The sequence below is a fragment of the Cryobacterium sp. PAMC25264 genome (assembly GCF_019443325.1).
GTDB lineage: Bacteria > Actinomycetota > Actinomycetes > Actinomycetales > Microbacteriaceae > Cryobacterium.
On sequence record NZ_CP080383.1, the window covers coordinates 4,028,507 to 4,055,498 of the forward strand.

Sequence of the window (26,992 nt, forward strand, 5' to 3'; positions counted from 1 at the left end):
GCACCACCACCGAAGGAGGGTGGGTCTAGGCAGACCCACCCTCCTGCTGTACCTATCTACTTAAAGAGGATCTCTCCCGTGTTGCACGCCCGGCTCAGCATCTCCCGCGACGACGTGGTCGCCCCCGTCTCGCCCCGGCTCTTCGGCTCGTTTGTCGAGCACATGGGCCGCGCCGTGTACACCGGGATCTACGAGCCCGGCCACCCCACCGCCGACGCGGACGGCTTCCGCCAGGACGTGCTCGACCTCGTGCGCGAGCTGAACCCCAGCCTGATCCGCTACCCGGGCGGCAACTTCGTCTCCGGCTTCCGCTGGGAAGACAGCGTCGGCCCGCGCGAGGAACGCCCCACCCGGCTCGACGTGGCCTGGCACTCCGTGGAGACCAACGAGGTGGGCCTGCACGAATTCGCCGGCTGGGCCGAAAAAGCCAACGTCGAGGTGATGCAGGCCGTGAACCTGGGCACGCGCGGCATCGCGGATGCCGCGGCCCTGCTCGAATACAGCAACCACCCGACCGGCACTGCTCTTAGCGACCAGCGCCGAGCCAACGGACAGACCGAGCCGTTCGGCATCCGGGTCTGGTGCCTGGGCAACGAGATGGACGGCCCGTGGCAGATCGGCCACAAGACCGCCGAGGAGTACGGCCGGCTCGCCGCCGAGACCGCCCGCGTGATGAAGTGGGTCGACCCCACCATCGAGCTCGTCGTGGCCGGCAGTTCCAACGCCGAGATGCCCACCTTCGGCAGCTGGGAGCGCACCGTGCTCGAGCACACCATCGAGCTCGTCGACCACATCTCGCTGCACGCGTACTACGAAGAGAAGCCCGGCGATCTGGGCAGCTTCCTCGCCTCCGGCGTGGGCCTGGACCGGTTCATCGGCGACGTCGCCGCGGTCATCGACGAGGTGGCCGTGAGCCAGGGCGTCGACCGGTTCATCGGCATCAGCGTCGACGAATGGAACGTCTGGTACCAAACCCGGTTCAACGAGGTCGACAAGGACCCCCTGTTCAGCGGCGAGTGGAACACGCATCCGCGTCTGATCGAAGACGAATACAACGTAAGCGATGCCGTGGTGGTGGGCTCGCTGCTCATCGCGCTGCTGCGCAACAGCGACCGCGTCTCGATGGCCAACCTCGCCCAGCTCGTGAACGTGATCGCGCCCATCCGCTCCGAGCCGAACGGCCCGGCCTGGCGGCAGACCACCTTCTTCCCCTTCGCCCGCACCGCCGCCGCCGCACGCGGCGAGGTGCTGGCCGCCACGATCCACTCCGACAGTTACGAGAGCGCCCAATACGGCACCGTCGACCTAGTGGATGCCGCGGTGACCGCCACCGACGACGAGATCGTGTTGTTCCTGGTCAACCGGTCCGCCAACGACCCGCTGACCCTCGAGGTGGACCTGGCCGGCGCCCCCGCCGGCTCGGTGCTCTCGGCCGAGAGCCTGTTCGCGCCGGAGGACGGCGACCGATTCTCGACGAACGCCGTGGATCACCAGGACACCGTGCATCCGGTGCCGCTCACGGAGGTGACGCTCGCCGCCGACGGCGAGCTGGCCGCTGTTGTGCTGCCCGCGCTGTCGTGGTCCATCGTGCGCCTGGCCGCGAAGGCCACAGCATGAGCGCCGGCGTCTCGAACAGCGGAGTGGGCGCGACCGATCGTTGGTCGGGCGAGCGGGCACCTCACGAGGTCTCGACAAGCTCGACCACCGACGCGCCCCGCTGGGTGCGCTGGCCCGCGGCGCACACCCTCGCCGACGGCACCGAAAGCCTGCCCGCCGACGCCGCCCGCATCGGCTACGGCGCCGACTACAACCCCGAGCAGTGGCCCGAAGAGGTCTGGGCCGACGACATGCGCCTCATGCGCGAGGCCGGCGTCAACATCGTCTCCGTCGGCATCTTCTCCTGGGCGCTGCTGCAGCCCACGCCTGACAGCTGGGATTTCGGCTGGCTCGACCGTGCCATCGACCTGCTGCACGCCAACGGCATCGCCGTGGACCTGGCCACCGCCACCGCCAGCCCGCCGCCGTGGCTCACCGAACTGCACCCCGAGGTGCTGCCGGTGAACCGCCTCGGCGAGACCATCTGGCCCGGCGGCCGCCAGCAGTGGCGCCCCACCTCGCCCGTCTTCCGTCGGTACGCGCTCGCGCTGGTCGAGAAAATGGCCGAGCGCTACGCCGACCACCCGGCCCTGTCGATGTGGCATATCAGCAACGAGCTCGGCTGCCACAACGTCTACGACTATTCGGATGACGCCGCGCGCGCCTTCCGCACGTGGCTCGAAGCCCGCTACGGCACACTCACCGAACTCAACCGGGCCTGGGGAACGGCGTTCTGGTCGCAGAACTACTCGTCCTGGAACCAAATTCTGCCGCCACGGCTGGCCGCGACACATCCCAACCCCACCCAGCAGCTCGACTTCGCCCGGTTCTCCAGCGACGCGCTCAAGGATTACCTTGTCGCCGAGCGGGAGATCCTGCGCCGGGCGACCCCGGAGGTGCCGATCACCACGAACTTCATGGTGATGGGCGAGACCCGCGGCATGGACTACGCCGACTGGGCCGCCGAGGTGGACCTGGTCTCCAACGACCACTACCTGCTCGTGGCCGACCCGACCGCGTTCGAAGAACTCTCCTTCTCGGCCAACCTCACCGGCCAGATTGCCGGGCGGGAACCGTGGTTCCTCATGGAGCACTCCACCAGCGCCGTCAACTGGCAGCCGGTGAACCAGGCCAAGACCCCGGGGCAACTGCGCCGCGACAGCCTGACCCACCTGGCGCACGGCGCCGACGCGATCTGCTTCTTCCAGTGGCGCCAGTCCCTGGCCGGCGCCGAGAAGTTCCACTCCGCGATGCTGCCGCACGCGGGGGAGGACAGCTCGGTGTTCCGGAGCGTGTCCCGCTTCGGCGGCGAGCTCGGGCGGTTGGCCGAGGTGGCGGGCAGTCGCACGAAGCAGGCGCGCATCGGCATCCTCTTCGACTGGGACTCCTGGTGGGCGTCCGAGCTCGACTCGCACCCCACCGAGCTGCTCCGCTACAAGGCCGAGGCCATGGCCTGGTACACCGCGGCGCTGGCCAACGGCCTGCAGGCCGACATCGTGCCGGCCCGCTCGGTGCTTAACGGCCAAGGGCTCTCCGGTTACGACCTGGTGATCGCGCCGATGCTCTACATCGTGCCGCAGCCGCTGGCGGATGCGCTGGCCGACTACACCCGTACCGGCGGCCACCTCGTGGTCGGCGTGTTCTCCGGCATCGCCGACGCCGACGACCACATCCACCGCGGCGGCTACCCGGGCGCGTTCCGCGACCTGCTCGGCGTGCGCGCCGAGGAATTCGGCGGACTGCTCGCCGGCCAGACCGTGGCCCTGTCCGGCGACCTGCCGGCCGGCTCCACCGGATCGCTGCTCACCCACGACGTGTCTGTCGCCGCGGACGTCGACGTGCTCGCCCGCTTCGACGACGGCCCGTTCCCCGGCGTGCCCGCCATCACCGGCCGCACCGCGGGCGCCGGCCGCGCCAGCTTCGTCGCCACGGTGCCCGACCGCGCCGCGCTGGTGGCGCTCGTGGGCCGGTTCGCCACGGATGCCGGCATCCACTCCCCGTTGCCGGAGGAGGTGCACGGCACCGTGCAGCTCGCCGTGCGCCAGAGCGACACCCGGGAGTACCTCTTCTATATCAACCACTCGGCGCTGGCCGTGACCGTGCCCCTCGGCGCGGCCGACGGCGACGTCACCGCGGTGGACCTCGGCGGCAGCACCCTGGCCGCCGATTCCCTCACGCTCCCGGCCACCGGCGTCGCCGTGCTGAGCCGAGCCCGAACGGAGACCTGATCATGGGTGACCTCACTCTGTCCGCACCCGCGGCCCCGACCCCGGGTGATTTTGCGATCGGTGACACGGACTTCCTCCTGAACGGGGAACCGTTCCGGATCCTGGCCGGCGCCATCCACTATTTCCGGGTGCACCCCGATCATTGGGCCGACCGCATCCGCAAGGCGAAGCTGATGGGCCTGAACACCATCGAGACCTACGTGGCCTGGAACGCGCACTCGCCCGTGCGCGGCACCTTCAATACCGTCGGGCAGCTCGACCTGGCCCGGTTCCTCGACCTGATCGCCGCCGAGGGCATGTACGCCATCGTGCGGCCCGGGCCGTTCATCTGCGCCGAGTGGGACAACGGGGGACTGCCCGGCTGGCTGTTCGCCGACCCCGCCGTGGGCGTGCGCCGCAACGAACCGCTCTACATGACGGCCGTCGCCGAGTATTTCGACCGGCTGCTGCCCATCGTGGCGTCCCGGCAGATCGACCGCGGCGGGCCCGTGATCCTGGTGCAGATCGAGAACGAGTACGGCGCCTACGGCGACGACAAGGACTACCTGCGCGCGCTCGTGGAGCTCAACCGAGCCGGCGGCATCACCGTGCCGCTCACCACGATCGACCAGCCCACCGACCAGATGCTCGACGACGGCAGCCTGCCCGAGCTGCACAAGACCGGCTCCTTCGGCTCCCGCGCCACCGAACGCCTGGCCGTGCTCCGCCGGCACCAACCCACGGGTCCGCTCATGTGCGCCGAGTTCTGGAACGGCTGGTTCGACCACTGGGGCGCGCACCACCACACCACCTCGGCGGAGGATTCCGCGCGCGAGCTGGACGACCTTCTCGCCACCGGCGCATCCGTGTCGCTCTACATGTTCACCGGCGGCACCAACTTCGGCTTCACCAACGGTGCCAACGACAAGGGCGTGTTCCAGCCCACCGTCACCTCCTACGACTACGACGCCCCGCTGTCCGAGAGCGGCGAGGTCACGGCCAAGTACCTCGCCTTCCGTGAGGTGTTGACCCGGTATGCGCCGGTTGCCGCGGATGCCGCGCTGCCGCCGCTGCCCGAACCCGCGAACCACGCTCCGGCCTTCGACGTGGTGCTCGACGAATCCGTGTCGCTCTGGGACGCCCTGCCCGAGCTGGCTGACACGAGTGCCGCCTGGGCCGCTGAGCTGCCCAGCATGGATGCGCTCGGCCAGTACACCGGGTTTGCCCTGTACCGCAGCCGGCTCACGCCCGGCACCCGGGTGCTCTCCTTCGGCGAGGTGCGCGACCGCGCGCAGGTTTTCGTCGACGGCACCGCCGTTGGTGTGCTGCAGCGCGACCACCACGACCGGTCGCTCAGCCTGCCGCCGGGGGACCGCCTCGACCTGCTCGTGGAGGACCAGGGCCGGGTCAACTACGGCCCCCGCATCGGCGAGGACAAGGGCCTGATCGGCCCGGCCGCCCTCGACGGCGTCGGTCTCGCCCACTGGCAGGTGCTTCCGCTCGACGTGGACGGGTTCGTGCGCTCCGGAAGCGCCCTCTTCGCCCCGCAGCACGGGCGCCACGGTGTCACGACCGCCGTGTCATCGCATCACGCTCCGGCCGGCGCGGTCGACCTCGACCTCGACGTGGAACTCGACCTCGCCCTCAACCTCACCCCGACGCCGCGGCTGAGCTCCTCGGCGACACTGTCGGCGGCGACCACACCCGCGTCGGCCGCCACCGTGCCGATGTCGCTCGCGGCCTCGTCCGGGTCGACGCCGACTCTGGCGCTGGTCCCGGAGGCCGAGGTTGCCGGATCGCTCAGCGGCCCGGCGTTCGCGCGCGGCCGATTCGGCGCCGAGCCCGGCGTCGACCTGTTCCTCAGCACCGCCGGATGGGGCAAGGGGCAGGCCTGGATCAACGGGTTCAACCTGGGCCGATTCTGGGACCGCGGCCCGCAGACCACGCTGTACGTGCCCGGCCCGGTGCTCCGGGCCGAGAACGAGCTGGTCATCCTGTGCCTGCACGGCACCGAGAACACCCGGATCAGCTTCGTGGCCCGCCCCGAGCTCGGCCACACCGACTTGTAGGGGACACCTCACCGGGTCTCGACGGGCTCGACCGACGTGTGGGTCGCGCCCGTCCCGCTGGTTGAGCTTGTCGAAACCTGGTGACCAGTCTCGCTGGTCGAGCTTGTCGAAACCTCGTGACCAGTCTCGGTGGTCGAGCTTGTGGAGCTGTGGGGGCGCTTCGCGCCCGGTTGGTCGGCGGAAGCGCACTTCCTTAGGAGACCTCGTGGCGTGCCTCGAGTTCCGCTCACCGGGTCTCGACGGGCTCGACCGACGTGTGGGTCGTTCCCGTCTCGGTGGTTGAGCTTGTCGAAACCAGTGGGAGCTGTGGCCCGCGCGCGCGGGAGGGGGCAGGCCGCGTGGTGCGCGACCTGCCCCCTCCGTTCGTGCGCTAGCTGCGGCGCTGCCGCACCTTGAGCAACACGGCCCCGGCGAGCATCAGCGCGAGTGACAGCGAGAGCAGCAGCCCCAGCGGAAGCTCGACGCCGGTGTTCGACAGCTGGCCGGTCGCAGCATCGGCAGCGGATGCATCAGCCACCAGGGTGACCGCGATGCTCGACACCTCGGTGCCGTCCACCACCAGCACCAGGTGGTGCTGCCCGAGCGCCGCATCCGCGGGGATGCTGCCGGACAGGGTGAGCGCGCCGGTGCCGGGCACAACGCCGGAGGCGAGGACCGCCACCGTGGAGTGCAGCTCGAAGCTCACGGTGGCGCCGGGTGTGGCGTCCGTCAGCGACACCGTGAGGCGCTGCCCGCGGGCAAGTACGGCGCCGTCCGAGTAGACCCCGCCAGAGGCGTTGGAGAACTCGACGTTCGTCGAGGCCGCTCCGGTGCCGGGCAGTGGCAGCCCCGGATTCGGCAGTCCGGGTACCTGGCCGCCGGGAGTCCCGGTGCCGGGTTCCGTACCGGGCATCTCGCCACCGGGCGTGCCGGGGGTTTCGCCGCCCGGAGTCCCCGGCGTTTCGCCACCGGGTGTGCCCGGAGTCTCCCCGCCCGGAGTCCCGGGAGTCTCCCCGCCGGGCGTCCCAGGCGTTTCGCCACCGGGCGTGCCGGGCACCTCATCGGCCGCCAGCACAACCACCGGCGCGGAGTCGGCCGTCGCCGAGGCATAGCCCGGCGCGCTGGCCGTCACGGTGACCGCGAGGGATGCCCCGAGGTCGGCCGCGACCGGCGTGTAGCTCGCCGAGGTGGCGCCGTCGATGGCGGTTCCGTTCCGCGTCCAGCTGTAGCCGAGTGCGGCATCCGCGGGGTCGGCGTTGGTGCTCGCGGTCAGGGGCAGCCCCACCTTGGGCGTGCCGGTGACCACGGGAACGGTCATCGCCGCGGTGCGCTCGAAGGTGAGCTCGTACACCGAGGTGGTGGACCCATCCGCGGCCGTCACGGTCACCGTGGCCCCGGTCAGGCCGGTCGGCACGACCTCGACCGTGGCCGCCGTGTCGATGGCGGATGCGGTGACAACGGCGGCCGCCGACCCCGTCAGCGGAACGGTGTACGCGGTGGTGTCGGCGTCGAAGCCCTGCACCGGGGTGCCGTTGACCGTGAGCCGGGCGAGCCCGGACACGTCAGCGACGCCCGCCGTCTTGCCGAACACCTGCACCTCGGAGACGACCATGTGCGTGTTCGGATAGGCGGTCATCACGACACGCAGCTGGCTGGTGCTCACGCCGGCCAGCGGCACGTCGATCACCGGGCCGGAGTTGTCCGTGGGCGTGGCGACGGCGATCGGGCCGCCGGGTACGTCCTGCCACCCGCCGGACCCGTCCAGGGCCTGCACGGTGACCGAGCTCGGCCAGCTCGTCGTGCCGTCCCTGTAGAAGTACAGCTTCGCCCGTGTCAGCGGCTGGGTCGACCCGAAGTTGTACGTCAGGGTGTCGGCGGCCGGCTTGTTGTCGCTCCGCCAGTTCGACCAGCCCTTGTCGTTGGTCACCCCGTTGCGGGTGCGGTCCACCGGGTAACCGGACTCCGTGGATGTCGCCGACGCCGAGGTGGTGCCGAGCACGGAGAGGTTCTGCTCGCCGGCAACCGTGAGGATGACCGACAGGGTCGCGTCGAGCGCAGCCGCCCCGGGTCGTTCGAGGTGGCGCTACCGGAGACCGTCAGCACACCGGGGTCGGCCAACGCGTCCGCGTCCACTCCGTCCCACTCCCACGTGACGGCGGCGTCGAACCTGTTCGTGCTGGCGCCGATCTGGGCCGGCACCGTGGTGGGCGCCGCGGCGACGAGATCGTCGACCGTGATGCCTGCGTAGGTGGTGAGCGAAACCGGGTCAGTGGATGCGAACCCACCGATTTCGATCGTCGCGCTCGCCGAGTCGAAGGCCGTGCCGAACACATCCGTGCCCGAGCCCGTCACCGTGATGGTGCCCAGGCTGTCCCAGTCGGCTCCCTCGGTGTTCCAGGTGACCGGGATCGGGGCACCCAGGCCCGTGCTGTAGCGCGGCACGACGGTGGCCGGCAAGGTCGCCGGCACCCCCGCGACGGAGTTGGCCAGCACCGGCTCGAACGAGACCAGAGCGGTGTCCTGGAACGACCAGGTCTGGTTCGCACCCCCGTTGGAGGCGTAGACGTTCACCGCCGCGCCCTCGGTGGTCGACTGGCCGGGAACCTCAAGGGCCACCGGCAGGGCGCCGTTCACCAGGCTCCAGGTGGAGCCGTCGGTCGTGGTCGGGATCCACTGTTGGGCGGGGTCCGCGGCGGCGGCCTCCCGGGTCGACTCGACCAGCAGGGTGCCGGAACCGTTGGCGGCCAGCGCCGTTCCGGCAGCGCTTCGCAGCACGAAGCGTTCGGTGTTGCTGTCGCCGGCGGTCACCTTCTCGGCGGTCCACAGCTGCGCACCGACCGTGCCAGCGGAGGTGGCGAGGGTGGTGATGGCGGCGGCGGGGTTGCTGCCGGTGGTGGCCTTGGCGGTGAGTGCCTTGCCACTCTGCGCTCCCACGACCCGGTAGGTGTGGGCATCCGTGAGCGGGGCGGCGGTGTCGGCGACGCCGCTCACGCCGTCGATCACGAAGGTGGTCACCGACTTCGCCGGCACGGTGACCACGGCGGTCTTCGTGTCGGCGTCGATGGCGACAGCCGTCCCGGTCACCAGGGCGTTCTGGGTGACGTCGTCGGCGGGGGACTCGGTGGTGACAACCGGGGTGACGGTGGCCCCGGCGTCGATGGTGCCGAACTTGGCCAGGTCCACCGTGATGGTGCGGGCGGCGGTCTCGCTGTTGGCGTGCACCATGGTCAGGCCGGTGCCGTCGGCCGTGACGGCCGAGGTGGTCTGCGCGTTGGTCGAGGGGATGATGTGGTCACCCGGCTGGATGTAGTGGGTGAAGTTGCGCAGGGTGTTGTACTTCGCGTTGGTGAGCACCCGGCAGGACGGGTCGGCGTCGCCGTCCTTGAGACGGCGCACCGAGTCGCCGTCGGCGTTGCAGTCGAAGTCGATCAGTACGCTGCCCCAGTTGAGCTTTTCCACCTTTTCCATGTTGTAGCGGTCCTCCACCGGCTGCCACAGCACCCAGGCGGATGGTTCGAGCTCGCGCAGGTCGTCCATGACGCGGGTGGCGATGCCGATGCCGTTGTCCATGTTGGTCTGGTTGTGCACGCCGGAGCTGTCCCAGTTGCCTTCGATCTCGCTCATCCAGAGCGGCTTCTCGGCGGACTTGGCGATGTCGCGCACCTTGAGCCGGTCGCTGGTGCCGTAGGTGTGCACGTTCAGCTGCTTCACCTCGGCCTTGGCCGCAGTGGTCCAGCCATTCCAGTTGGTCACGAAGGTGCCCGGGTTGGTCTCGTCCATCGCCGAGATCGTGGCCTCGGTGGTGGTGTCGGACTCGGCCAGTTCGGCGGCCAGAGCCTTGATCACGGTGTCCTGCAGGGCCGGGCCGATGTGGGCGCCCTCCTGGCCGCCCTGCTTGGGCCAGCCGGTCTTGGAGTCGATGTTCGTGCCCCAGTAGTTGGTGTTGGGTTCGTTGAACGGGGCGATGGTGTCGAAGCTGATGCCCTCCTGCTCCTCCACCGACTGGGCCACGGTCTTCAGGTAGGCCACGTAGTCAGCCACACTGGACTTCTTGAGTTGGTCGGTGCTCGAGTTGAAGCCGCCGGAGACGTAGCCGCTCTCGGTCATGAAGTACGGCGGCGAGTTGTTGAACGCCTCCCACTTGGTGATCTTGTCCTTGAGCGCGTTCACCCACCAGCGCTGGGTCTCGTCGGCGTCGAAGTTGTACGACGCGGGGTCGTCGGGGTCCCAGGCGGCGGCGTACCGGTCGCGGTCCGCGTAGTCCGAGCTGATCACACCGTTGCTGTCGCTGGCGACCAGGTCGGGGTTCCACCAGCCGTCCACGGCGCCGCCGGCACGCAGGTACGGCGGAACGTCGCTGGCGTTGCCGCCGCCTATGTTGTACCGGGCGATGTTGAGGTTGAGGCCGTCCGCGCCGAAGACCTTGTCGAAGAGGTCCTGGCGCACGTCTTCGGGGTAGCCGCCGGTGGCGTTTGCGAACCAGACCAGGCTGGTCCCCCAGCCCTCGAACTCCTCGTTCTGGTACGCGGGGTTGGGGGTGATGGTGAGTGGGGTGGCGGCGGGTGCGGCGACGGCCGGGGCCGCTGCGACCCCTGTTCCGATCCCGGTGGCACCGAGCGCCAGCACTACGGTGATGGCAAGTGCGCGTCTGCGCCCTGACGACTTTGTCATGGGTGGACCTTTCCTCCATTGGAAATGCGGTCAGCGATTACTGCCGTCCACAGGGGCTGTTAGCGTAAACAATCCTGTACGGACGCACATGTTTACGCAAACATGGTTGCGAGTATGACGAACCCACGGGCACCTTGTCAACCATTCGGGGGTTTCCGTGCCGTCTGAACTGTTCCCGAAGCGAACATCTGCGCCCAGTGCGCGGTATTTGTCAACCTGTTTGAGACAGGTTGGGTTTGGGTTTTTGGCGGGGGTCGTTGATGCATACCCGGCCCGGTAGGGCCGGGGGCTTGGGGTGTTGGGCGTAGCGTTCTGGATGCGTTCGGAATGCGGTGTTGAGGACTTGGCTTCTGCGGCGGGTCACTCGGTCGGTGCGGCCGTAGTGAACGTCGTTGGGGGTGTTCCAGGCGATGCCGGAGTGGCGGTGGTTCTGGTTGTATTCGTGGAAGAACCAGTCGAAGTAGGCGCGGGCGTCATCGGTCGTGTCGAAGATCTCAGGGAACGCGAGATCGTATTTCGCGGTCTTGAATAACGCTTCGCTGTAGGGGTTGTCGTTGGAGACTTTGGGCCGGGAGAAGGACTTATCGACGCCGAGTTTCTCCAGCAGTAAGGACACCGGTGTGCTCACCATCGCAGCACCGTTATCCGAGTGCAGAGAGTTCGGCGCGACGCCGTGGTTCGCGGTGACCGCTTCTTGGATCAGTTCTTCGGCGAGGTCACCATCCTCGTAGGCCTCCAGCCGCCAGCCCACGACGCGACGGGAGTAGATGTCCATGATCACGTAGAGGTGGAAGTAGCGGCCCCGGATCGTGGTCTTGAGCTTGGTGATGTCCCAGGACCACACCTGTGACGGGGCGGTCGCGACCAGCTCGGGGATCTTCTTCGGCGACCCCTCAGCCTGCCGGCGGCGCTCGTGGACCTGCCCGGCCGCGCGGGCGACGCGGTACCAGGAAGACTTCGACGCCAGGTAAACACCCGCATCCCAGGCCCGGTAAAAGGCTTGGCAGATCGAGAAGCCCTCATACTCAGGGGTGTTGATCAGCGCCAGGATCTGCGCGCTCTCCGCAGTGGAGAGCGTGGCCGGCTGGTGCCGGTCCTTCTGCGGGATCGGCGCGGCCAGGCGGGCGCGGGGGCTGCGGTGCCGATAGAACGATGCCCGCGAGTAGCCGACCAACGCGCAGGCCCGCACCACCGGCATCCCCACCGCAGTCAGGTCGACGACTGTTTCGAACGCTACTCGGTGGGTTTCGGCTTCCGAAACGCGGCCGGGATCGCTGGCTCGTCCGGCAGCGGCGGGGTGCGGATTTGTGAGCTCTTGGCCAGCGCGGACAAGAGCTCTGAGGCTTTTCCCAACACTTCCACCGCGCTCTCGGACTGCTCCAACTGGGCTTTGAGGATCGCGTTTTCCTTCTGCAATCGCAGAAATTCGATCCGTTCCTGTTTCGTCAACACGTACTTAGTCTGCCGCTGTTCCGTCTCGACCAGCAGGCCCTGCCGCTTCTCCTGACTCCACCGCGACAGCGACCTAACGTCGATGCCGACTCGGCGACAGAACGCGGACTTCGCGCCGATCTCCGCGCCCGTCGACGCGTACTGCTCCCACTGCGCAAGAATCGCGAGGCGCTCAGCAGACGTGAAATGATGCTTCCGAGTAAGCCGGGTTTGGACTTCTGACATTTCCATTTGGATGTCCTCTTCCCCGCCCTCAGCCGGCCCGTGATGAAACGATGATTTGTCTCACCACAGGCTGACACTCAGGGTGCGCCGGCACCATTTGTCCGCTTCGGGCACAGTCGCCCGCGCCAGCTCGCGCACTGCACCACCGCGCACGGCGGATGCCCGCGACCGGCCGGACGCGCCCCCGCGCGCATCCGCCGCCTGTGCATGGACCGACCGGCGTGTCAGTGGCACCAAGTACGATTGAACTCGTGGTTACCGCCCTGTATCGCCGTTACCGGCCAGAGACTTTTGCCGAAATGATCGGTCAGTCTCAGGTGACCGATCCGCTCATGACCGCCCTGCGCACCAACCGGGTCAATCATGCCTACCTCTTCAGCGGACCCCGCGGCTGTGGCAAGACCACATCCGCGCGCATCCTGGCCCGCTGTCTCAACTGCGCCGAGGGCCCCACCGACACTCCGTGCGGTGTTTGCCCCAGTTGTGTCGAGCTCTCCCGTGACGGCAGTGGCTCGCTCGACGTGGTCGAGATTGACGCGGCCAGCCACAACGGTGTCGACGACGCCCGCGACATCCGCGAACGCGCCATCTTCGCGCCGGCCCGCGACCGCTACAAGATCTTCATCCTCGACGAGGCGCACATGGTCACGCCGCAGGGGTTCAACGCGCTGCTCAAGATCGTGGAAGAGCCGCCGGAACACGTGAAGTTCATCTTCGCCACCACCGAGCCCGAGAAGGTCATCGGCACCATCCGCTCGCGCACCCACCACTACCCGTTCCGGCTGGTGCCGCCGGCGCCCATGCTCGACTACGTGCAGCAGCTCTGCGACAGCGAACACATGACCGTCGCTCCCGGCGTGCTCCCGCTCGTCGTGCGCGCCGGTGGCGGCTCGCCCCGCGACACCCTGTCGCTGCTCGACCAGCTCATGGCCGGCTCCGACACCGAAGCCATCGAGTACGAACGCGCCGTTGCTCTGCTCGGCTACACCCACGCGACCCTGCTCGACGACGCCGTCGACGCCATTGCCGCCCGCAATTCCTCCGCCGCGTTCGACGCCGTCGACCGGGTCATCCAGACCGGCCAGGATCCGCGCCGCTTCGTCGAAGACCTGCTCGAGCGCATGCGCGACCTCATCATCGTGGCCGCCACGAGCGCGGCCGGCGCCGCAGCGGTGCTCCGCGGTGTGCCGCAGGACGAACTCGACCGGATGCAGGTGCAGGCCGCCAAGTTCGGCCCGGCCGAGCTGAGCCGCACCGCCGACATCCTCAACGCTGCCCTCACCGAGATGACCGGCGCCACCTCTCCGCGCCTGCACCTCGAGCTCATGATCGCACGTGTGCTCATCCCCGCCGCCGACGACACCACCCGCGGCGCTCTCGCCCGCGTCGAGCGCCTCGAGCGGCGCATCGGCGTCGACGGCGGCAGCACGGATGCGCCCGCCGCGGCCGAATCCGCCACCTCCGCTCCCGCCGGCTCGGCTTCGCGTCCTCCTGTCGCAGCTCCGTCGGCCACCGCACCCTCGGCCACCGCACCCTCGGCAGGCCGGGGGGCCGCCGCCTCGGCTGGCAGCCCTGCGGCCGAGGCGCCGTCTGCGCCCGCGCCCGCACCGGCCGGCGCGGGCTGGGCCACTCGCGTACCCGGATCCCCGGCCGCCACCCCGGCCGAGACCGCCGCCGCTGCCCGTGCAGCAACCGGCGCCACCCCGTCCACCGACTCGGCTCCGGCGGCAGAGGCTGCCCCCGGCCCGCTCTCCGACGACGCCGGGGGCGGCGCGCCCGCCGCCGAGCCGGCCGCGCCAAACGTCCGCGCGGCCGAACCCGCCGCGGAGCCGGCGCCCGCCCCGGCGCCGGCTGTTCCCGTCGGACCGGTGACGCTGGCCCAGATCAAGGACGCCTGGCCGCAGATCCTCGACGCCGTCAAGGAGGTCAAGCTCAGCGCCTGGCTCGTGGTCTACACCGCCCGCGTGCTGGACCTGCGTGGCGAAGATGTTCTCGTGCTGTCCTTTCCCAGCGAGCAGGACATGCAGGGGTTCAAGGCCCAGCAGGCGCCCGGCCAGGGCGTGAGCGAGTTCCTGCGCGGCGCCATCGTCAAGGTGCTCGGCCTGCGCGTGAAGTTCATCGCCCGCGCCGATTCCGAGACCTTCGCCGCGGCGGGCGCCGGCCACCCGGCAGGTGCGACACCCGCCGGCCCTACCGCCGGCACCGGGGCGGCCCCCTCCGCTCCCGCTGCGGGTTCCGGCGCCTCTCCGTCGGTTCCCGCCGCAGCCCGCAGCGCGAGCGCAGGCTCCACTCCTCCGGCCTCGTCTGGCCCATCCGCGTCCAGTGCGGCTGCGGCCACACCGATGGCATCCGCCGGGTCGTCGGCGTTCGGCGAACCGTCGACCGGCGAGTTCTCGAGCGATGCCGCGTTCGGTACCGGCTCGAGAGCAGGAGCAGGCGCAGCCGGAGCCGCCACCGCAACAGCGACTCGCGCGGCCACGGCCACCCTTGCGCCGCCGACCACGTCCACCGGATGGGCCACCGTCGTCATCCCCGGATCCGCTGCCGCCCTGGCTGCCGCGGAAACCCTGGCCGACGAACCCGTGGTGGCCCCGCCGACCCACGGCGCATCCGCCGCTGTCGCAGCGCCGGCGCCCACCACCAGCGTCGGTAACGCAGCCGATGCCGCCGCCAGCGCACCGGCCGGTGTCCCGGCGTCAGCGCCCGCCGCTTCTCCGCAAGCGTCGGCCTCGACGGCGCCAGGTTACGACTTCGCACCCGAGCCCGACTTCGAGCCGCCGTTCGACGAAGAGCCGCCGCCCTACGACGACCTCCCGCCCGACCCTCAGCAATTCTCCGCGCCCGCGGATCCCGCTCGCGGCGGCCGGCCGAACGCTCAGCAGTCCGCGGCACCACAGCAGCCTCGAGCCCAGCAGGCGCCGGCTGCCGGAGCGTCCGCACCCGGTGCGCCCGCCGCATCCGCCCCCGCCAGCCAGCGCGGGGCCCCGGCCCGACGCGCGCCCGCGTTCGCGGAGAAGCAGCGGTACGGCGAGGCCGTGGTGCGCGAAATTCTCGGCGCCACCTTCATCGAGGAGCAGCCGCACGACCCGATCTCGCGACAGAGGAACGACAACTAAATGTACGAAGGCATCGTTCAGGAACTCATCGACGAGCTCGGTCGTCTGCCCGGCATCGGCCCGAAGTCCGCGCAGCGCATCGCGTTCCACATCCTGCAGACCAAGAACTTCGATGTGTCGCACCTGGCGAACGTGCTGCTCGAGGTGCGTGACAAGGTGAAGTTCTGCGAGATCTGCGGCAATGTCTCCGAGCAGGAGACCTGCATGATCTGCCGCGATCCTCGTCGCAACCCCACCTCGATTTGCGTGGTCGAGGAGGCCAAGGATGTCGTCGCCATCGAGCGCACCCGGGAGTTCAAGGGCCTCTACCACGTGCTCGGTGGGGCGATCAGCCCCATCGACGGCATCGGACCCGACGACCTGCGCATCCGTCAACTGATGACGCGCCTGGCCGACAACACCGTGCAAGAGGTGATCATCGCCACCGACCCCAACCTCGAGGGCGAGGCCACCGCCACGTACCTGTCGCGCCTGCTCACCACTCTCGATATCAAGGTCAGCCGGCTGGCCTCTGGCCTGCCCGTGGGTGGCGACCTCGAGTACGCCGACGAGGTCACCCTCGGCCGTGCCTTCGAGGGCCGCCGCACCGTCACCTCCTAGCCACTCAGGCTCCTGGCGGCCGCTCTCACCGCCCTCCCTCGGGGCCAATTGTTGCTCATGCGGACTTCTGCACCCGGTGCGCCGGGACCATTCGTCCGCACCGGCAACAGTTGCTCCCCGCTTAGCGGTTGCATTTACGGAATTACGTACATAGTCGTCCGATAAGTACGTAATACTGGATTCATGACGTCGCTCGGTGATCACACGCACGAACTCGCCGAGTTGCGCGAGCGGGTCGAGGCGCTCGAACGGGCCGTGCACGCCACCCTCGGCGCCGAAGCTGCCCCCGGTCAAACCGACGCGGATGCCGAGACCGACGGAACGGAGCGGGCGAGCAGTCCGGCGACGTCGAGCCCCGGTACCGATGTCTTCTGGGCGCTGAACGGCCTCAAGGCGATGGCCCCGGCACCCGGCGCCGTGCTCTACACCGGCAACGTCACCCTGCCCGGCGGGGGACCGGTCGACTGGCAGTACGCCCTCACCACCGACGACATCCTCGCCCGCGACTGGAGCCGGCCGGCCTCGACATCCGCCCTGACCGCCCTCGGCCACCCGGTGCGACTGCGACTGTTGCAGGCCATCGCGACCGGCACCGTCGCGGTAGCCGAGCTCGCCGCTCTCGAGGGCGTCGGCACCACCGGGCAGGTCTATCACCACGTCAACCAGCTGATCGCGGCGGGCTGGGTGTACTCGACGTCCCGCGGCCACTACGGCATCCCGCCCGAACGCGTGGTGCCGCTGCTCACCGTGATCCTCGCGGCCGGCGGCGTCTGATGCCCGCCGATACGGCTGAGGCGCGACTGTCGCCCGCACGGACAAATGCTCCCGGTGCGCCGGGTGCACATGTCCGGAGTGGTGACAGTTGCGCCTCGCCAGCCCCCGCAGGCAGCCCGCGCAACTCGTACTTGCACCCGTACAGCTCGCACTCTCACCCGTACAGCTCGCACTCGCGCCCGCGCAGCCACCATGCGCACCCACCGACCCTGCCTGCTTCACCGGGCGCACTCGCGCCGCACACCCGCCCGCCATTCGACGGAGGTCTCCCATGAAACGCCCCACCCGCATCTGTCTGATCGCCGCCGGCGCCGCCCTCGCGGTACTCGTCGGGGGAGTGCTGGCCGCACCCCGACCGCCCACCCTGTCGACGTCGGCAACCGGTGACGCGGCCCTTGCCCAGAGTCTCGCCGACAATGCCGGCCGGGAGGCGGGCGCCCGTGACACCCTCGCGAGCGCCGTCATCGACGCCGACGGCGTCACGTACGGCGGCCTCGGCGCCGACGAGACCACCGTGTTCGAGATCGGCTCGATCACCAAGACCTTCACCGCGTTGCTGCTGGCCCAAGCGGTCGAGCGCGGCGAAGTCACCCTCACCGACCCGGTCGGGGACTACCTCGACCTCGGCGACAGCGCCGCGGCCGGCGCCACCCTGGCCGATCTCAGCAGCCACCGCTCCGGGCTGCCACGCCTCGCGGTCACGGTGCCGGCCGTGGCCACGAGCCTCTGGAGCAGCTACCGCGCTAACGACCCCTACCCGTATGACCTCGACGCGCTCGAAGAGCACGCCAGAGCCGCCGAGCTCACCGACCCGGGCACCGTCGACTATTCGAACCTCGGCGTCGCCCTGCTCGGCCAGGCCCTGGCTGCCGCGGCCGGCACCGACTATCCCGAGCTGCTGCAGACCCGCATCCTCGAGCCCCTCGGCATGACCGGCACGTCGATCGCCGTCACGGCGGATGCCCTGCCCGCCGGCGCCCGCACCGGCTATACCGTCGCGGGCCGCCCGGCCGCAGCCTGGACCATGGGCGCCTACGCCCCGGCCGGCGCCATCCGCTCCACCCTCGCCGACATGACGCTCTACGCCCAGGCGCTGCTCTCGGCGAACCTGGCGCTTGGTGTCGACCCCGCCGCGGTGCTCGACCCGCAAGGCGCCTCCGGCGCCGGCCCGCTCATCGGCCTGGCCTGGTTCACCCAGGCGCCCGAGGAAGGCACCGCCACCTGGCACAACGGTGGCACCGGTGGCTTCGCAAGCATGATGGCGCTCGACCGGGCCGCCAACCGGGCGGTGATCGTGCTGGGCAACACCGCCACCAGCGTCGATGCCGTCGCCATGTCGATTCTGGAGGAGAACTCGTGATGGCCTGGATCCCACTCATCGTCGTTGTCGCCTTTGTCGGCGGCTTCGCCGTGTCCGCCTGGTCACCGCGCTTCGGTGCCGCCCGCGACCGGCTGGCCCTGGGCACGGATGGCTTGGCCGCTGCCGGCATCCTCTTCGCCAGCCGAGTGCTCGTGGACTGGACCACGGCCACCGTCTTCGCCTGGTACGCCCTGGTGCTGCTCCTCGCCGCCGCCGTTGTGGGCGCGGTGCTCCGCTGGCGGAGCCTGCCGCCGCTCAAGGATCCGGCCAAACGCGCCCGCCGCGCCGTCGGCGCAAGCTTTGGCGCGGCCGTGATCCTCGGCCTCGTGGCGGTCACGAGCCTGTAGCCGCTCATCCCGGCAGGGCCGCGCGGCACAACTGTGGCCCATGCGGACGTTTGCGCCCGGTGCGCGGTATTTGTCAACCTGTTTGAGACAGGTTGGGTTTGGGTTTTTGGCGGGGGTCGTTGATGCATACCCGGCCCGGTAGGGCCGGGGGCTTGGGGTGTTGGGCGTAGCGTTCTGGATGCGTTCGGAATGCGGTGTTGAGGACTTGGCTTCTGCGGCGGGTCACTCGGTCGGTGCGGCCGTAGTGAACGTCGTTGGGGGTGTTCCAGGCGATGCCGGAGTGGCGGTGGTTCTGGTTGTATTCGTGGAAGAACCAGTCGAAGTAGGCGCGGGCGTCATCGGTCGTGTCGAAGATCTCAGGGAACGCGAGATCGTATTTCGCGGTCTTGAATAACGCTTCGCTGTAGGGGTTGTCGTTGGAGACTTTGGGCCGGGAGAAGGACTTATCGACGCCGAGTTTCTCCAGCAGTAAGGACACCGGTGTGCTCACCATCGCAGCACCGTTATCCGAGTGCAGAGAGTTCGGCGCGACGCCGTGGTTCGCGGTGACCGCTTCTTGGATCAGTTCTTCGGCGAGGTCACCATCCTCGTAGGCCTCCAGCCGCCAGCCCACGACGCGACGCGAGTAGATGTCCATGATCACGTAGAGGTGGAAGTAGCGGCCCCGGATCGTGGTCTTGAGCTTGGTGATGTCCCAGGACCACACCTGTGACGGGGCGGTCGCGACCAGCTCGGGGATCTTCTTCGGCGACCCCTCAGCCTGCCGGCGGCGCTCGTGGACCTGCCCGGCCGCGCGGGCGACGCGGTACCAGGAAGACTTCGACGCCAGGTAAACACCCGCATCCCAGGCCCGGTAAAAGGCTTGGCAGATCGAGAAGCCCTCATACTCAGGGGTGTTGATCAGCGCCAGGATCTGCGCGCTCTCCGCAGTGGAGAGCGTGGCCGGCTGGTGCCGGTCCTTCTGCGGGATCGGCGCGGCCAGGCGGGCGCGGGGGCTGCGGTGCCGATAGAACGATGCCCGCGAGTAGCCGACCAACGCGCAGGCCCGCACCACCGGCATCCCCACCGCAGTCAGGTCGACGACTGTTTCGAACGCTACTCGGTGGGTTTCGGCTTCCGAAACGCGGCCGGGATCGCTGGCTCGTCCGGCAGCGGCGGGGTGCGGATTTGTGAGCTCTTGGCCAGCGCGGACAAGAGCTCTGAGGCTTTTCCCAACACTTCCACCGCGCTCTCGGACTGCTCCAACTGGGCTTTGAGGATCGCGTTTTCCTTCTGCAATCGCAGAAATTCGATCCGTTCCTGTTTCGTCAACACGTACTTAGTCTGCCGCTGTTCCGTCTCGACCAGCAGGCCCTGCCGCTTCTCCTGACTCCACCGCGACAGCGACCTAACGTCGATGCCGACTCGGCGACAGAACGCGGACTTCGCGCCGATCTCCGCGCCCGTCGACGCGTACTGCTCCCACTGCGCAAGAATCGCGAGGCGCTCAGCAGACGTGAAATGATGCTTCCGAGTAAGCCGGGTTTGGACTTCTGACATTTCCATTTGGATGTCCTCTTCCCCGCCCTCAGCCGGCCCGTGATGAAACGATGATTTGTCTCACCACAGGCTGACACTCAGGGTGCGCCGGTAACTCTTGTCCGCATGAGCAACAGTCGTGCCCGACACCTCCCGCAGCCGGGCCGCGGGGCGTCACATGAACGTCCGAGAATACGAACGCATTTAGGATGGGAGCGCGGGTTGTCTCCGCGTACCCGGAAGCCAGGAGTGCCCACGTGAGCCTGATCGTGCAGAAGTTCGGCGGATCATCCGTCGCCGACGCCGAGAGCATCAAACGAGTTGCCAAGCGCATCGTCGACACCAAGAAGGCCGGAAACGACATCGTCGTGGCCGTGTCAGCCATGGGCGACTCCACCGACGAGCTGCTCGACCTGGCCCACCAGGTCACGCCGATCCCGGCGCCGCGCGAGCTCGACATGCTGCTCACCGCGGGGGAGCGCATCTCCATGGCGCTGCTGGCCATGGCGATCAAGAGCATGGGCTACGACGCCCGCTCGTTCACCGGCAGCCAGGCCGGCATGATCACGGATGCCCAGCACGGCGCCGCCCGCATTGTCGACGTCACCCCCGGACGCCTGCGTGACGCCCTCGACGAGGGCGCCATCGCCATCGTCGCCGGCTTCCAGGGCTTCAACCGCGACACCAAGGACATCACCACCCTCGGCCGCGGAGGTTCCGACACCACGGCCGTGGCGCTGGCCGCCGCGCTCGGCGCCGACATCTGCGAGATCTACACGGATGTCGACGGCATCTTCAGCGCCGACCCCCGCGTCGTTCCCCGCGCGCACAAGCTCGACCGGGTCTCCAGCGAAGAGATGCTCGAACTGGCCGCCGCGGGCGCCAAGGTGCTCTATATCCGCGCCGTGGAATACGCTCGCCGTCACGGTGTGACCCTGCACGTGCGGTCGTCGTTCAACAACAACACCGGCACCATCGTCTACAACCCGGGCGCCATCAGCCCGTACGCCGAAGCAGTATTGAATGGAGAGACAGTGGAAGAGCCCATCATCGCGGGGGTCGCCGCCGACCTCAGTGAGGCCAAGGTCACCGTCGTCGGTGTTCCCGACATTCCCGGCAAGGCCGCGCAGATCTTCAAGATCGTCGCCAAGACCAACGCCAACGTCGACATGATCGTGCAGAACGTCTCGGCCGCGTCCACGGGACTCACCGACATCTCGTTCACCCTGCCCAAATCCGAGGGCCAGCAGGTGCTGACCGCGCTCACCAACGAACAGCAGAACGTCGGTTTCGCCGGCCTGCAGTACGACGACCAGATCGGCAAGCTCGCCCTGGTCGGCGCCGGCATGCGCACCAACACGGGTGTCTCCGCCAAGCTGTTCGAGGCCCTGTTCGAGGCCGGCATCAACATCGAGATGATCTCCACCAGCGAGATCCGCATCTCGGTCGTCACCCGCGCCGACACCATCAACCAGGCCCTGCGCGTGGTGCACACGGCCTTCGGCCTGGACGCCGACAACGAGGCCGTGGTGCACGGCGGCACCGGCCGCTAACCCGGTCCACAGCCCGCAACTGTTCCCCGAGCGGACATCTGCACCCGGTGCGCCGGGACCAGTTGTCCGCATCGGGACCAGTTGCACGTTCCGAGCGGCCGCCCGCCCCGCCCCAGACCTCCGCCCCCGCGCCAGAACTTCGCCCCGCACCCCGACATAACTCCTGCAATTTCTGCCAAAAACAGCCCAACCGGCCCGATTCGGGTTGGTTCGGGGAGAATTGCAGGAGTTGTGCACACCACCCCGCTTTTGAGCCCCGCATGAGATTTGACTGAGTAAGGACCACACCGTGACCAGCACCGCAGCCACCAGCACCGCACCCAGCAGCACCCGCGCCGGCATCAACATCGGCGTCGTGGGCGCCACGGGCCAGGTCGGCGCCGTGGTGCGTCGTCTGCTTGAGGAGCGCGACTTCCCCGTCGCCAGCATCCGTTACTTCGCCTCGGCGCGGTCCGCGGGCACCACGCTGCCCTGGAAGCAGGAGCAGATCGTGGTGGAAGACGCCTCAACCGCCGACCCCTCCGGCCTGGACGTGGCCATCTTCTCCGCCGGCGCCACGCTGTCCAAGAGCCAGGCACCGCGTTTCGCCGCCGCCGGCGTGACCGTGGTCGACAACTCGTCGGGCTGGCGGATGGACCCCGACGTGCCGTTGGTCGTCAGCGAGGTCAACCCGGAGGCCATCGACCGGGCCGTCAAGGGCATCATCGCCAACCCCAACTGCACCACCATGGCCGCCATGCCCGTGCTCAAGGTGCTGCACGACGAGGCCGGCCTCGAACGCCTCATCGTGAGCACCTACCAGGCGGTCTCCGGCAGCGGCCTGGCCGGCGCGCAGGAGCTCGCCACCCAGATCCGCGCCGCGGCCAGCGACGACAACCTCTTCCAGCTCGTGCACGACGGTTCCTCGGTGAGCATGCCCGAACCCACCGTGTACAAGCGGCCCATCGCATTCGACGTCATCCCGCTCGCCGGGTCGATCGTCGACGACGGCCTGTTCGAGACCGACGAGGAGAAGAAGCTCCGCAACGAGAGCCGCAAGATCCTCGAGCTGCCCGACCTGCTCGTCTCCGGTACCTGCGTGCGCGTGCCGGTGTTCACCGGTCACTCGCTCTCCATCAACGTGGAGTTCGCCCGACCCATCTCGGTCGCCCGCGCCACCGAGCTGCTCAGCGACGCCCCGGGTGTGCAGCTCACCGATATCCCCACGCCGCTGCAGGCCGCCGGCGCCGACCCCAGCTTCGTCGGTCGGATCCGCCAGGACCCCGGAGTGCCGAACGGCCGTGGTCTGGCCCTGTTCATCAGCAACGACAACCTGCGCAAGGGCGCGGCGCTCAACGCCGTGCAGATCGCCGAACTCCTGGCCGCGAAACTCACTGTCGGATAGTCCCTCCCGGGCACGTCACCCCGGCGGGGCTCCAGTAGTGTCAGACCTTGTGGAGACAATTAAAGGAGCAGCGGCGGCCGGTCGGGTGGTTTTCGGCCTGTTCGCGGCCACGGCGCTCTTTCTCATCTCCTCCTCGTTGGTAGAACTGGTCCTCGCCGGCAACGTCGAGCACCTCTTCATCGCCGCGTGGGCGGTGGTGTGCGCGGGTGTGTTCGAGATCCCGCGCTTCCGCCTGGGCGCGCTCCGGTTCCGCAGCCCGGTGATCGGCCTGCCTATCCTCGTGGTGCTCGCCCTGGAGCCCGTCCTCGCCCCCCGTGTCGCCCTCGGCCTGGTCTGCCTCGGGGTGCTGCTCGTAGTCGCACTCACGGCCCGGCGGATTGAGGTGGCCGTCTACGCGGCCGGTCTCACGGGAGTCGGTGGCGTCGCCTTCATGGCCATGCTCGCCCTGCTCCACGCCGTCGGCTCCTCGGAGCCTGTCGTGGCCGCCGGTGGGGCGATCGCCTACATCGTCACGGTGATTGTGGTGGAGGCACTCCGCCGCCGGTTCTCCGGCGCCCCGCCTGAGCCCACCACCGAACAGGCCTACTCGGCCGTACGCCTGGTGCTTGTCGCCGGGGGGTACGCGGTGTCCTGTGCCCTCCTGGCCATGTGGACGCATCCGTTCGTCGACCTGCGCACCGACACCCTCGCCGTGGCCGTCACCCTCGTGCCCCTCAGCGTCGCGGCGGTGGGCACCGTCCTCATCCAGCGGGGAACCGCGATGCGCCGCCGGCTGGCCGGCGTGGTCGCGGGCGTCATCGACCTGAACGCCACCAACCACTTCACCAAGACCGGCGGGCAGATCACGCCCATCACCCTCAGCCCGGTCAACCCCACCGCCGACCTCGCCACCGTGCTGCTGCGCGCCGTGCACGACACCATCGGCGTCGAATCCGCGAGCATCCGCCATGAGCCCGCCGGCCGCGGTGAGATCGACACTCCGGTGGCCATCACCGCGCTCGGTGGCCAGTATCTGGTGGCCCGGCGCGATGTGATGGACTTCCCGTTCACCAACGACGACCGGCGCGCCCTCGCGGCGCTCGCGCACACCGCCGACGTGGTCTTCAGCGCCCGGGAGAGCATCGGCGGCCTCACCATCCGCGCCAACACCGACCCGCTCACCGGCCTGCCCAACTACGGCGCCTTCCAGGACGCCCTCGCGAACATCAACGACCACCGCGACTACTCCGAGGCACTCGCGGTGCTGTTCATCGACCTCGACGACTTCAAACGGATGAACGACCGTTACGGCCACCAATCCGGCGACGAGATCCTCAGCGAACTCGGCAGCCGGCTCAGCGGTGTGGTGCGCCCGTACGACGTCGTCGCCCGGGTCGGCGGCGACGAATTCGTCGTGATCCTCACCCGGCTGTCCTCCCTCGCCGAGGCCAAGCTTCTTGCCGAACGCATCATGGAGGCCACCGGCGAACCGCTCGCGGTGGGCGGCACCAGCATCAACCCCATCCTCAGCATCGGCCTGGCCTACTCAGCGCACCGGGAGACGGATGTCAACCAGCTGCTCCGCGACGCCGACCGCAGCATGCTCGCCATCAAGAAGTCCCGCCGCCGCGGCGGCCCCGCCAACGAGAGCAGCATCAACATCTCCGGGCACCGCTCCTCCCAGATGAACGACATCGTGGCCCGTGCCATCGACGAAGACCTTCTCGAACTGGCCTTCCAGCCCATCGTGAGCCTCGTCACCGGCCAGATCTGGGCGTTCGAGGCCCTCGTGCGTTACACCGACCCGGAGCTGGGCCCGCTGTCGCCGCCCTCCCTGGTGGAGAAGGCCAAGAGCCTTGGCCGGCTCGACGCGCTCACCCGTCAGGTCGCGGTCAAGGCCATGGCCGCGGCGGCCGACTTCCGGCTCATCGAGCCGCGCATCGTCTGCATGACCATCAACGTCGAGGCCGGCCAGATCCTGCCGCAACGCGTCGGCTCGTTCGTCGAAGACCTGGCCGAACGCTACCCCGGCATCTCGCTCTGCCTGGAGCTGAACGAGCGGTCCGTCGCCCGGGTGTCCACCGCGGTGCGGGCCCAGGCCGACCACCTGCGCGATATCGGTATCATGATCGCACTGGACGACTACGGCTCCCAGGACTCCTCGGTCGACGCCCTCGTGCGGATGCCCATGGACATTCTCAAGATCGATAAGAGCCTCGTGGACGACCTCGACGATGTGCGCCAGCGTGAGGTCCTCACGGCGCTGCAGGGCTTCGGCGACAACCTCGAGTACTCGATGATCGTGGAGGGCGTCGAGAACGAGACGATGGCCGCGCACCTGTCGTCGCTCGGCATCCGCAGCGCCCAGGGATTCCACTACGGGGTACCGCGCAGTTTTGAGAAGACCCTTGCCCGCCTGGAGGAATACGGAGCGGCCGCCGTGCTGCCCGTGCGCGCCGTATCTGGGTTGTCGCTGTAAACGTTAGGGTCGCAGTATGGTCGAGCAGATATTGAGGATGCCGCGCGGCGGCGTGCGGGAGCGCGTGGAACGCAGCGTCTTCCTCTCCCAGCTGCTTCTGGCCGCGGCCACCCTGCTGCTGGTGGCTGTCACCGTGGTCAACAATGCGGCCATGTTCGCGGCCCCGCTGTACTTCCTCGGCGTCATGATCATCTTCGCCGCGACAGGTTTGGCCGCTGCCGTGCCGTGGCGGCTGTTCCCCAAATCGTGGATCGTGATCCTCCCGCTGCTCGACATCGTCGGTCTCACCCTCGCCCGGGAGGCCCAGCCGCAGCTGGGTGTCAGCTTCCTGCTCGTCTTCCCGGTGATCTGGATGTCCACCCACTTCGGGTATGTCGGCGCAACCGGCAGCGTGCTGTTCTCGGCCATCCTGCTCTGGGCGGGCCTGCCGTTGAAATTCTTTACCGATCCGCTCAACGCCACGGGCTACGCCTCCAGCCAAGCGCCGCTGCTGGCCGTCGTGACAATCATGCTCGCGTTCGTCGCCTCGGTCACCTACACCTCCAACCGGCGCGCGCAGGCGCAACGCGTGCTGCTCACCCAGCAGGCCGGCCTGTTCGAGGCGGCGCTGCAACGCTCCCGCCGCCAGGAACAGACCCTCGATGAGATCTTCAACACCGTGGACTTCGGGGTGGTCGGTTACAACAGCGACTCCACCGTCAACTTCATCAACCGCGCCCAACGCTCCCTGCTCGCCCGCTTCGGGGTGAGTGACGGGGTCGGCCTGTCCGGCATCGCCTACAAGGAAGACGGGGTGACCCTCTTCGAAGGCTCGGACCGGCCCACAGCGCGTGCCATGCGGGGCGAAACCGTCGACCGGGTGACGGTGTGGCTGGGCTCGCCCGATCAGCAGCAGGCCGCCGTGCTCGTGTCGGCCCGGCCCATCCTCGACCAGGCCGGCCGGTTCGACGGCGGCGTTCTCGTGACCAGGGACGTCACCGCCGAAGTGCGGGCGGTACAGGCCAGAGACGACCTCGTCGCCTCGGTCTCCCACGAACTGCGCACCCCGCTCACCTCGATCCTGGGCTACCTCGAGCTGGCGCTGGACGACGAACGGGTCGACCCCGACACGCGGCGGATGCTGGAGATCGCGTCCAAGAACTCCGACCGGCTGCTCGAGATCGTCTCCGGGCTGCTCACCGCGGCCAGCGAGTCCAAGGAGGGGTTGGCGCTGAACGTGGCCCCGTGCGACCTGACGGCGATCATCAGGGATGCGACTGAATCGGCCGAACCCCTGGCCTCGCAGCGCGACATCCGGTTCGAGCTCGTGGACCTGCCCGAGATCATCGTGATCGCCGACGCCTTCCGATTGCGTCAGGTCATCGACAACATCTTTTCCAACGCCATCAAGTACAACGTGGAGTCGGGCAAGGTCACCGTGTCGGCGCACGAAGTGGACTGCGGCATCGAGCTGCGCGTCGCCGACACCGGCCGGGGCATGAGCGAGGACGAACAGGGCAACCTGTTCGACCGGTTCTACCGGGCCGACTCGGTGCGCGGCTCCAGCGTGCACGGCACGGGCCTGGGCCTCAGTATCAGCCGGGAGATCATGCGCGAGCACGGCGGCGACCTGAGACTGGAATCGATCAAAGGCAAGGGGACAACGGCGATCGCCACGCTCCCGGTGAACAGAGGGTGAGCGTG

The 26,992-nt window shown here is 68.9% G+C and carries 18 protein-coding genes; 12 read left to right on the plus strand and 6 right to left on the minus strand.

What is annotated here, in order from left to right; translation table 11 throughout:
- Positions 1-78 precede the first annotated feature (78 nt).
- The 3 genes from KY500_RS18895 to KY500_RS18905 are packed head-to-tail and all read left to right on the plus strand — an operon-like array spanning position 79 to position 5,872.
- On the plus strand, positions 79-1,617 hold the full coding sequence (locus KY500_RS18895) for an alpha-N-arabinofuranosidase (RefSeq protein ID WP_219901810.1): 1,539 nt from the start codon (positions 79-81) through the stop codon (positions 1,615-1,617).
- The gene (locus KY500_RS18900; RefSeq protein WP_219901811.1) at positions 1,614-3,824 is read left to right on the plus strand and encodes a beta-galactosidase; all 2,211 of its coding nucleotides are present in this window, start codon (positions 1,614-1,616) and stop codon (positions 3,822-3,824) included. The genes KY500_RS18895 and KY500_RS18900 overlap by 4 nt, the downstream gene beginning before the upstream one ends.
- 2 nt (positions 3,825-3,826) lie before the next feature.
- Entirely contained in the window at positions 3,827-5,872 is a 2,046-nt protein-coding gene (locus KY500_RS18905) for a glycoside hydrolase family 35 protein (protein ID WP_255579590.1), read from the plus strand.
- Between the two features lie 370 nt (positions 5,873-6,242).
- Here the strand turns inward: KY500_RS18905 and KY500_RS18910 are convergent, their stop codons facing one another.
- The 4 genes from KY500_RS18910 to KY500_RS18925 all read right to left on the minus strand — a co-directional run bounded on the left by KY500_RS18910 (position 6,243) and on the right by KY500_RS18925 (position 12,205).
- A complete protein-coding gene (locus tag KY500_RS18910) occupies positions 6,243-7,850 on the minus strand; it encodes a discoidin domain-containing protein (RefSeq protein ID WP_219901812.1) in 1,608 nt (535 codons plus the stop codon).
- Positions 7,775-10,522 carry a glycoside hydrolase gene (locus KY500_RS18915; protein WP_219901813.1) on the minus strand — a complete coding sequence of 916 codons (2,748 nt, stop codon included), beginning with the start codon at positions 10,520-10,522 and terminating at the stop codon, positions 7,775-7,777. The genes KY500_RS18910 and KY500_RS18915 overlap by 76 nt, the downstream gene beginning before the upstream one ends.
- A gap of 211 nt (positions 10,523-10,733) precedes the next feature.
- The gene (locus KY500_RS18920; RefSeq protein ID WP_255579195.1) at positions 10,734-11,720 is read right to left on the minus strand and encodes a DDE-type integrase/transposase/recombinase; all 987 of its coding nucleotides are present in this window, start codon (positions 11,718-11,720) and stop codon (positions 10,734-10,736) included.
- A gap of 35 nt (positions 11,721-11,755) precedes the next feature.
- Positions 11,756-12,205 carry a hypothetical protein gene (locus KY500_RS18925; RefSeq protein WP_219900606.1) on the minus strand — a complete coding sequence of 150 codons (450 nt, stop codon included), beginning with the start codon at positions 12,203-12,205 and terminating at the stop codon, positions 11,756-11,758.
- Between the two features lie 293 nt (positions 12,206-12,498).
- Here KY500_RS18925 and KY500_RS18930 point away from each other — a divergent pair, with 293 nt between their 5' ends.
- From KY500_RS18930 to KY500_RS18950, 5 genes are all read left to right on the plus strand, one after another.
- Positions 12,499-15,315 carry a DNA polymerase III subunit gamma and tau gene (locus tag KY500_RS18930; protein WP_370626850.1) on the plus strand — a complete coding sequence of 939 codons (2,817 nt, stop codon included), beginning with the start codon at positions 12,499-12,501 and terminating at the stop codon, positions 15,313-15,315.
- Positions 15,316-15,915 carry a recombination mediator RecR gene (gene recR / locus KY500_RS18935; protein WP_066592631.1) on the plus strand — a complete coding sequence of 200 codons (600 nt, stop codon included), beginning with the start codon at positions 15,316-15,318 and terminating at the stop codon, positions 15,913-15,915.
- Between the two features lie 183 nt (positions 15,916-16,098).
- Complete coding sequence (locus KY500_RS18940; RefSeq protein ID WP_219901815.1) at positions 16,099-16,689, plus strand: helix-turn-helix transcriptional regulator; 591 nt, start codon at positions 16,099-16,101, stop codon at positions 16,687-16,689.
- Between the two features lie 271 nt (positions 16,690-16,960).
- The gene (locus KY500_RS18945; protein WP_219901816.1) at positions 16,961-18,049 is read left to right on the plus strand and encodes a serine hydrolase; all 1,089 of its coding nucleotides are present in this window, start codon (positions 16,961-16,963) and stop codon (positions 18,047-18,049) included.
- Positions 18,049-18,396, plus strand: a complete 348-nt coding sequence (locus tag KY500_RS18950) for a hypothetical protein (RefSeq protein WP_219901817.1) — start codon at positions 18,049-18,051, stop codon at positions 18,394-18,396. The genes KY500_RS18945 and KY500_RS18950 overlap by 1 nt, the downstream gene beginning before the upstream one ends.
- A 73-nt stretch (positions 18,397-18,469) precedes the next feature.
- On the opposite strand, the gene KY500_RS18955 is transcribed toward KY500_RS18950, so the two are convergent.
- On the minus strand, positions 18,470-19,456 hold the full coding sequence (locus KY500_RS18955) for a DDE-type integrase/transposase/recombinase (protein WP_255579195.1): 987 nt from the start codon (positions 19,454-19,456) through the stop codon (positions 18,470-18,472).
- A 35-nt stretch (positions 19,457-19,491) separates the two neighbouring features.
- On the minus strand, positions 19,492-19,941 hold the full coding sequence (locus KY500_RS18960; protein ID WP_219900606.1) for a hypothetical protein: 450 nt from the start codon (positions 19,939-19,941) through the stop codon (positions 19,492-19,494).
- 230 nt (positions 19,942-20,171) lie between these two features.
- Here KY500_RS18960 and KY500_RS18965 point away from each other — a divergent pair, with 230 nt between their 5' ends.
- The 4 genes from KY500_RS18965 (at position 20,172) to KY500_RS18980 (ending at position 26,987) form a co-directional block, all read left to right on the plus strand.
- Positions 20,172-21,467 (plus strand): aspartate kinase, encoded by a 1,296-nt coding sequence (locus KY500_RS18965; protein WP_219901818.1) that lies wholly within the window; start codon positions 20,172-20,174, stop codon positions 21,465-21,467.
- Positions 21,468-21,756: 289 nt separating this feature from the next.
- The gene (locus tag KY500_RS18970) at positions 21,757-22,851 is read left to right on the plus strand and encodes an aspartate-semialdehyde dehydrogenase (protein ID WP_219901819.1); all 1,095 of its coding nucleotides are present in this window, start codon (positions 21,757-21,759) and stop codon (positions 22,849-22,851) included.
- Positions 22,852-22,888: 37 nt separating this feature from the next.
- Complete coding sequence (locus tag KY500_RS18975) at positions 22,889-25,309, plus strand: bifunctional diguanylate cyclase/phosphodiesterase (protein WP_219901820.1); 2,421 nt, start codon at positions 22,889-22,891, stop codon at positions 25,307-25,309.
- 16 nt (positions 25,310-25,325) lie between these two features.
- Entirely contained in the window at positions 25,326-26,987 is a 1,662-nt protein-coding gene (locus KY500_RS18980) for a cell wall metabolism sensor histidine kinase WalK (protein ID WP_219901821.1), read from the plus strand.
- Positions 26,988-26,992: the final 5 nt, after the last annotated feature.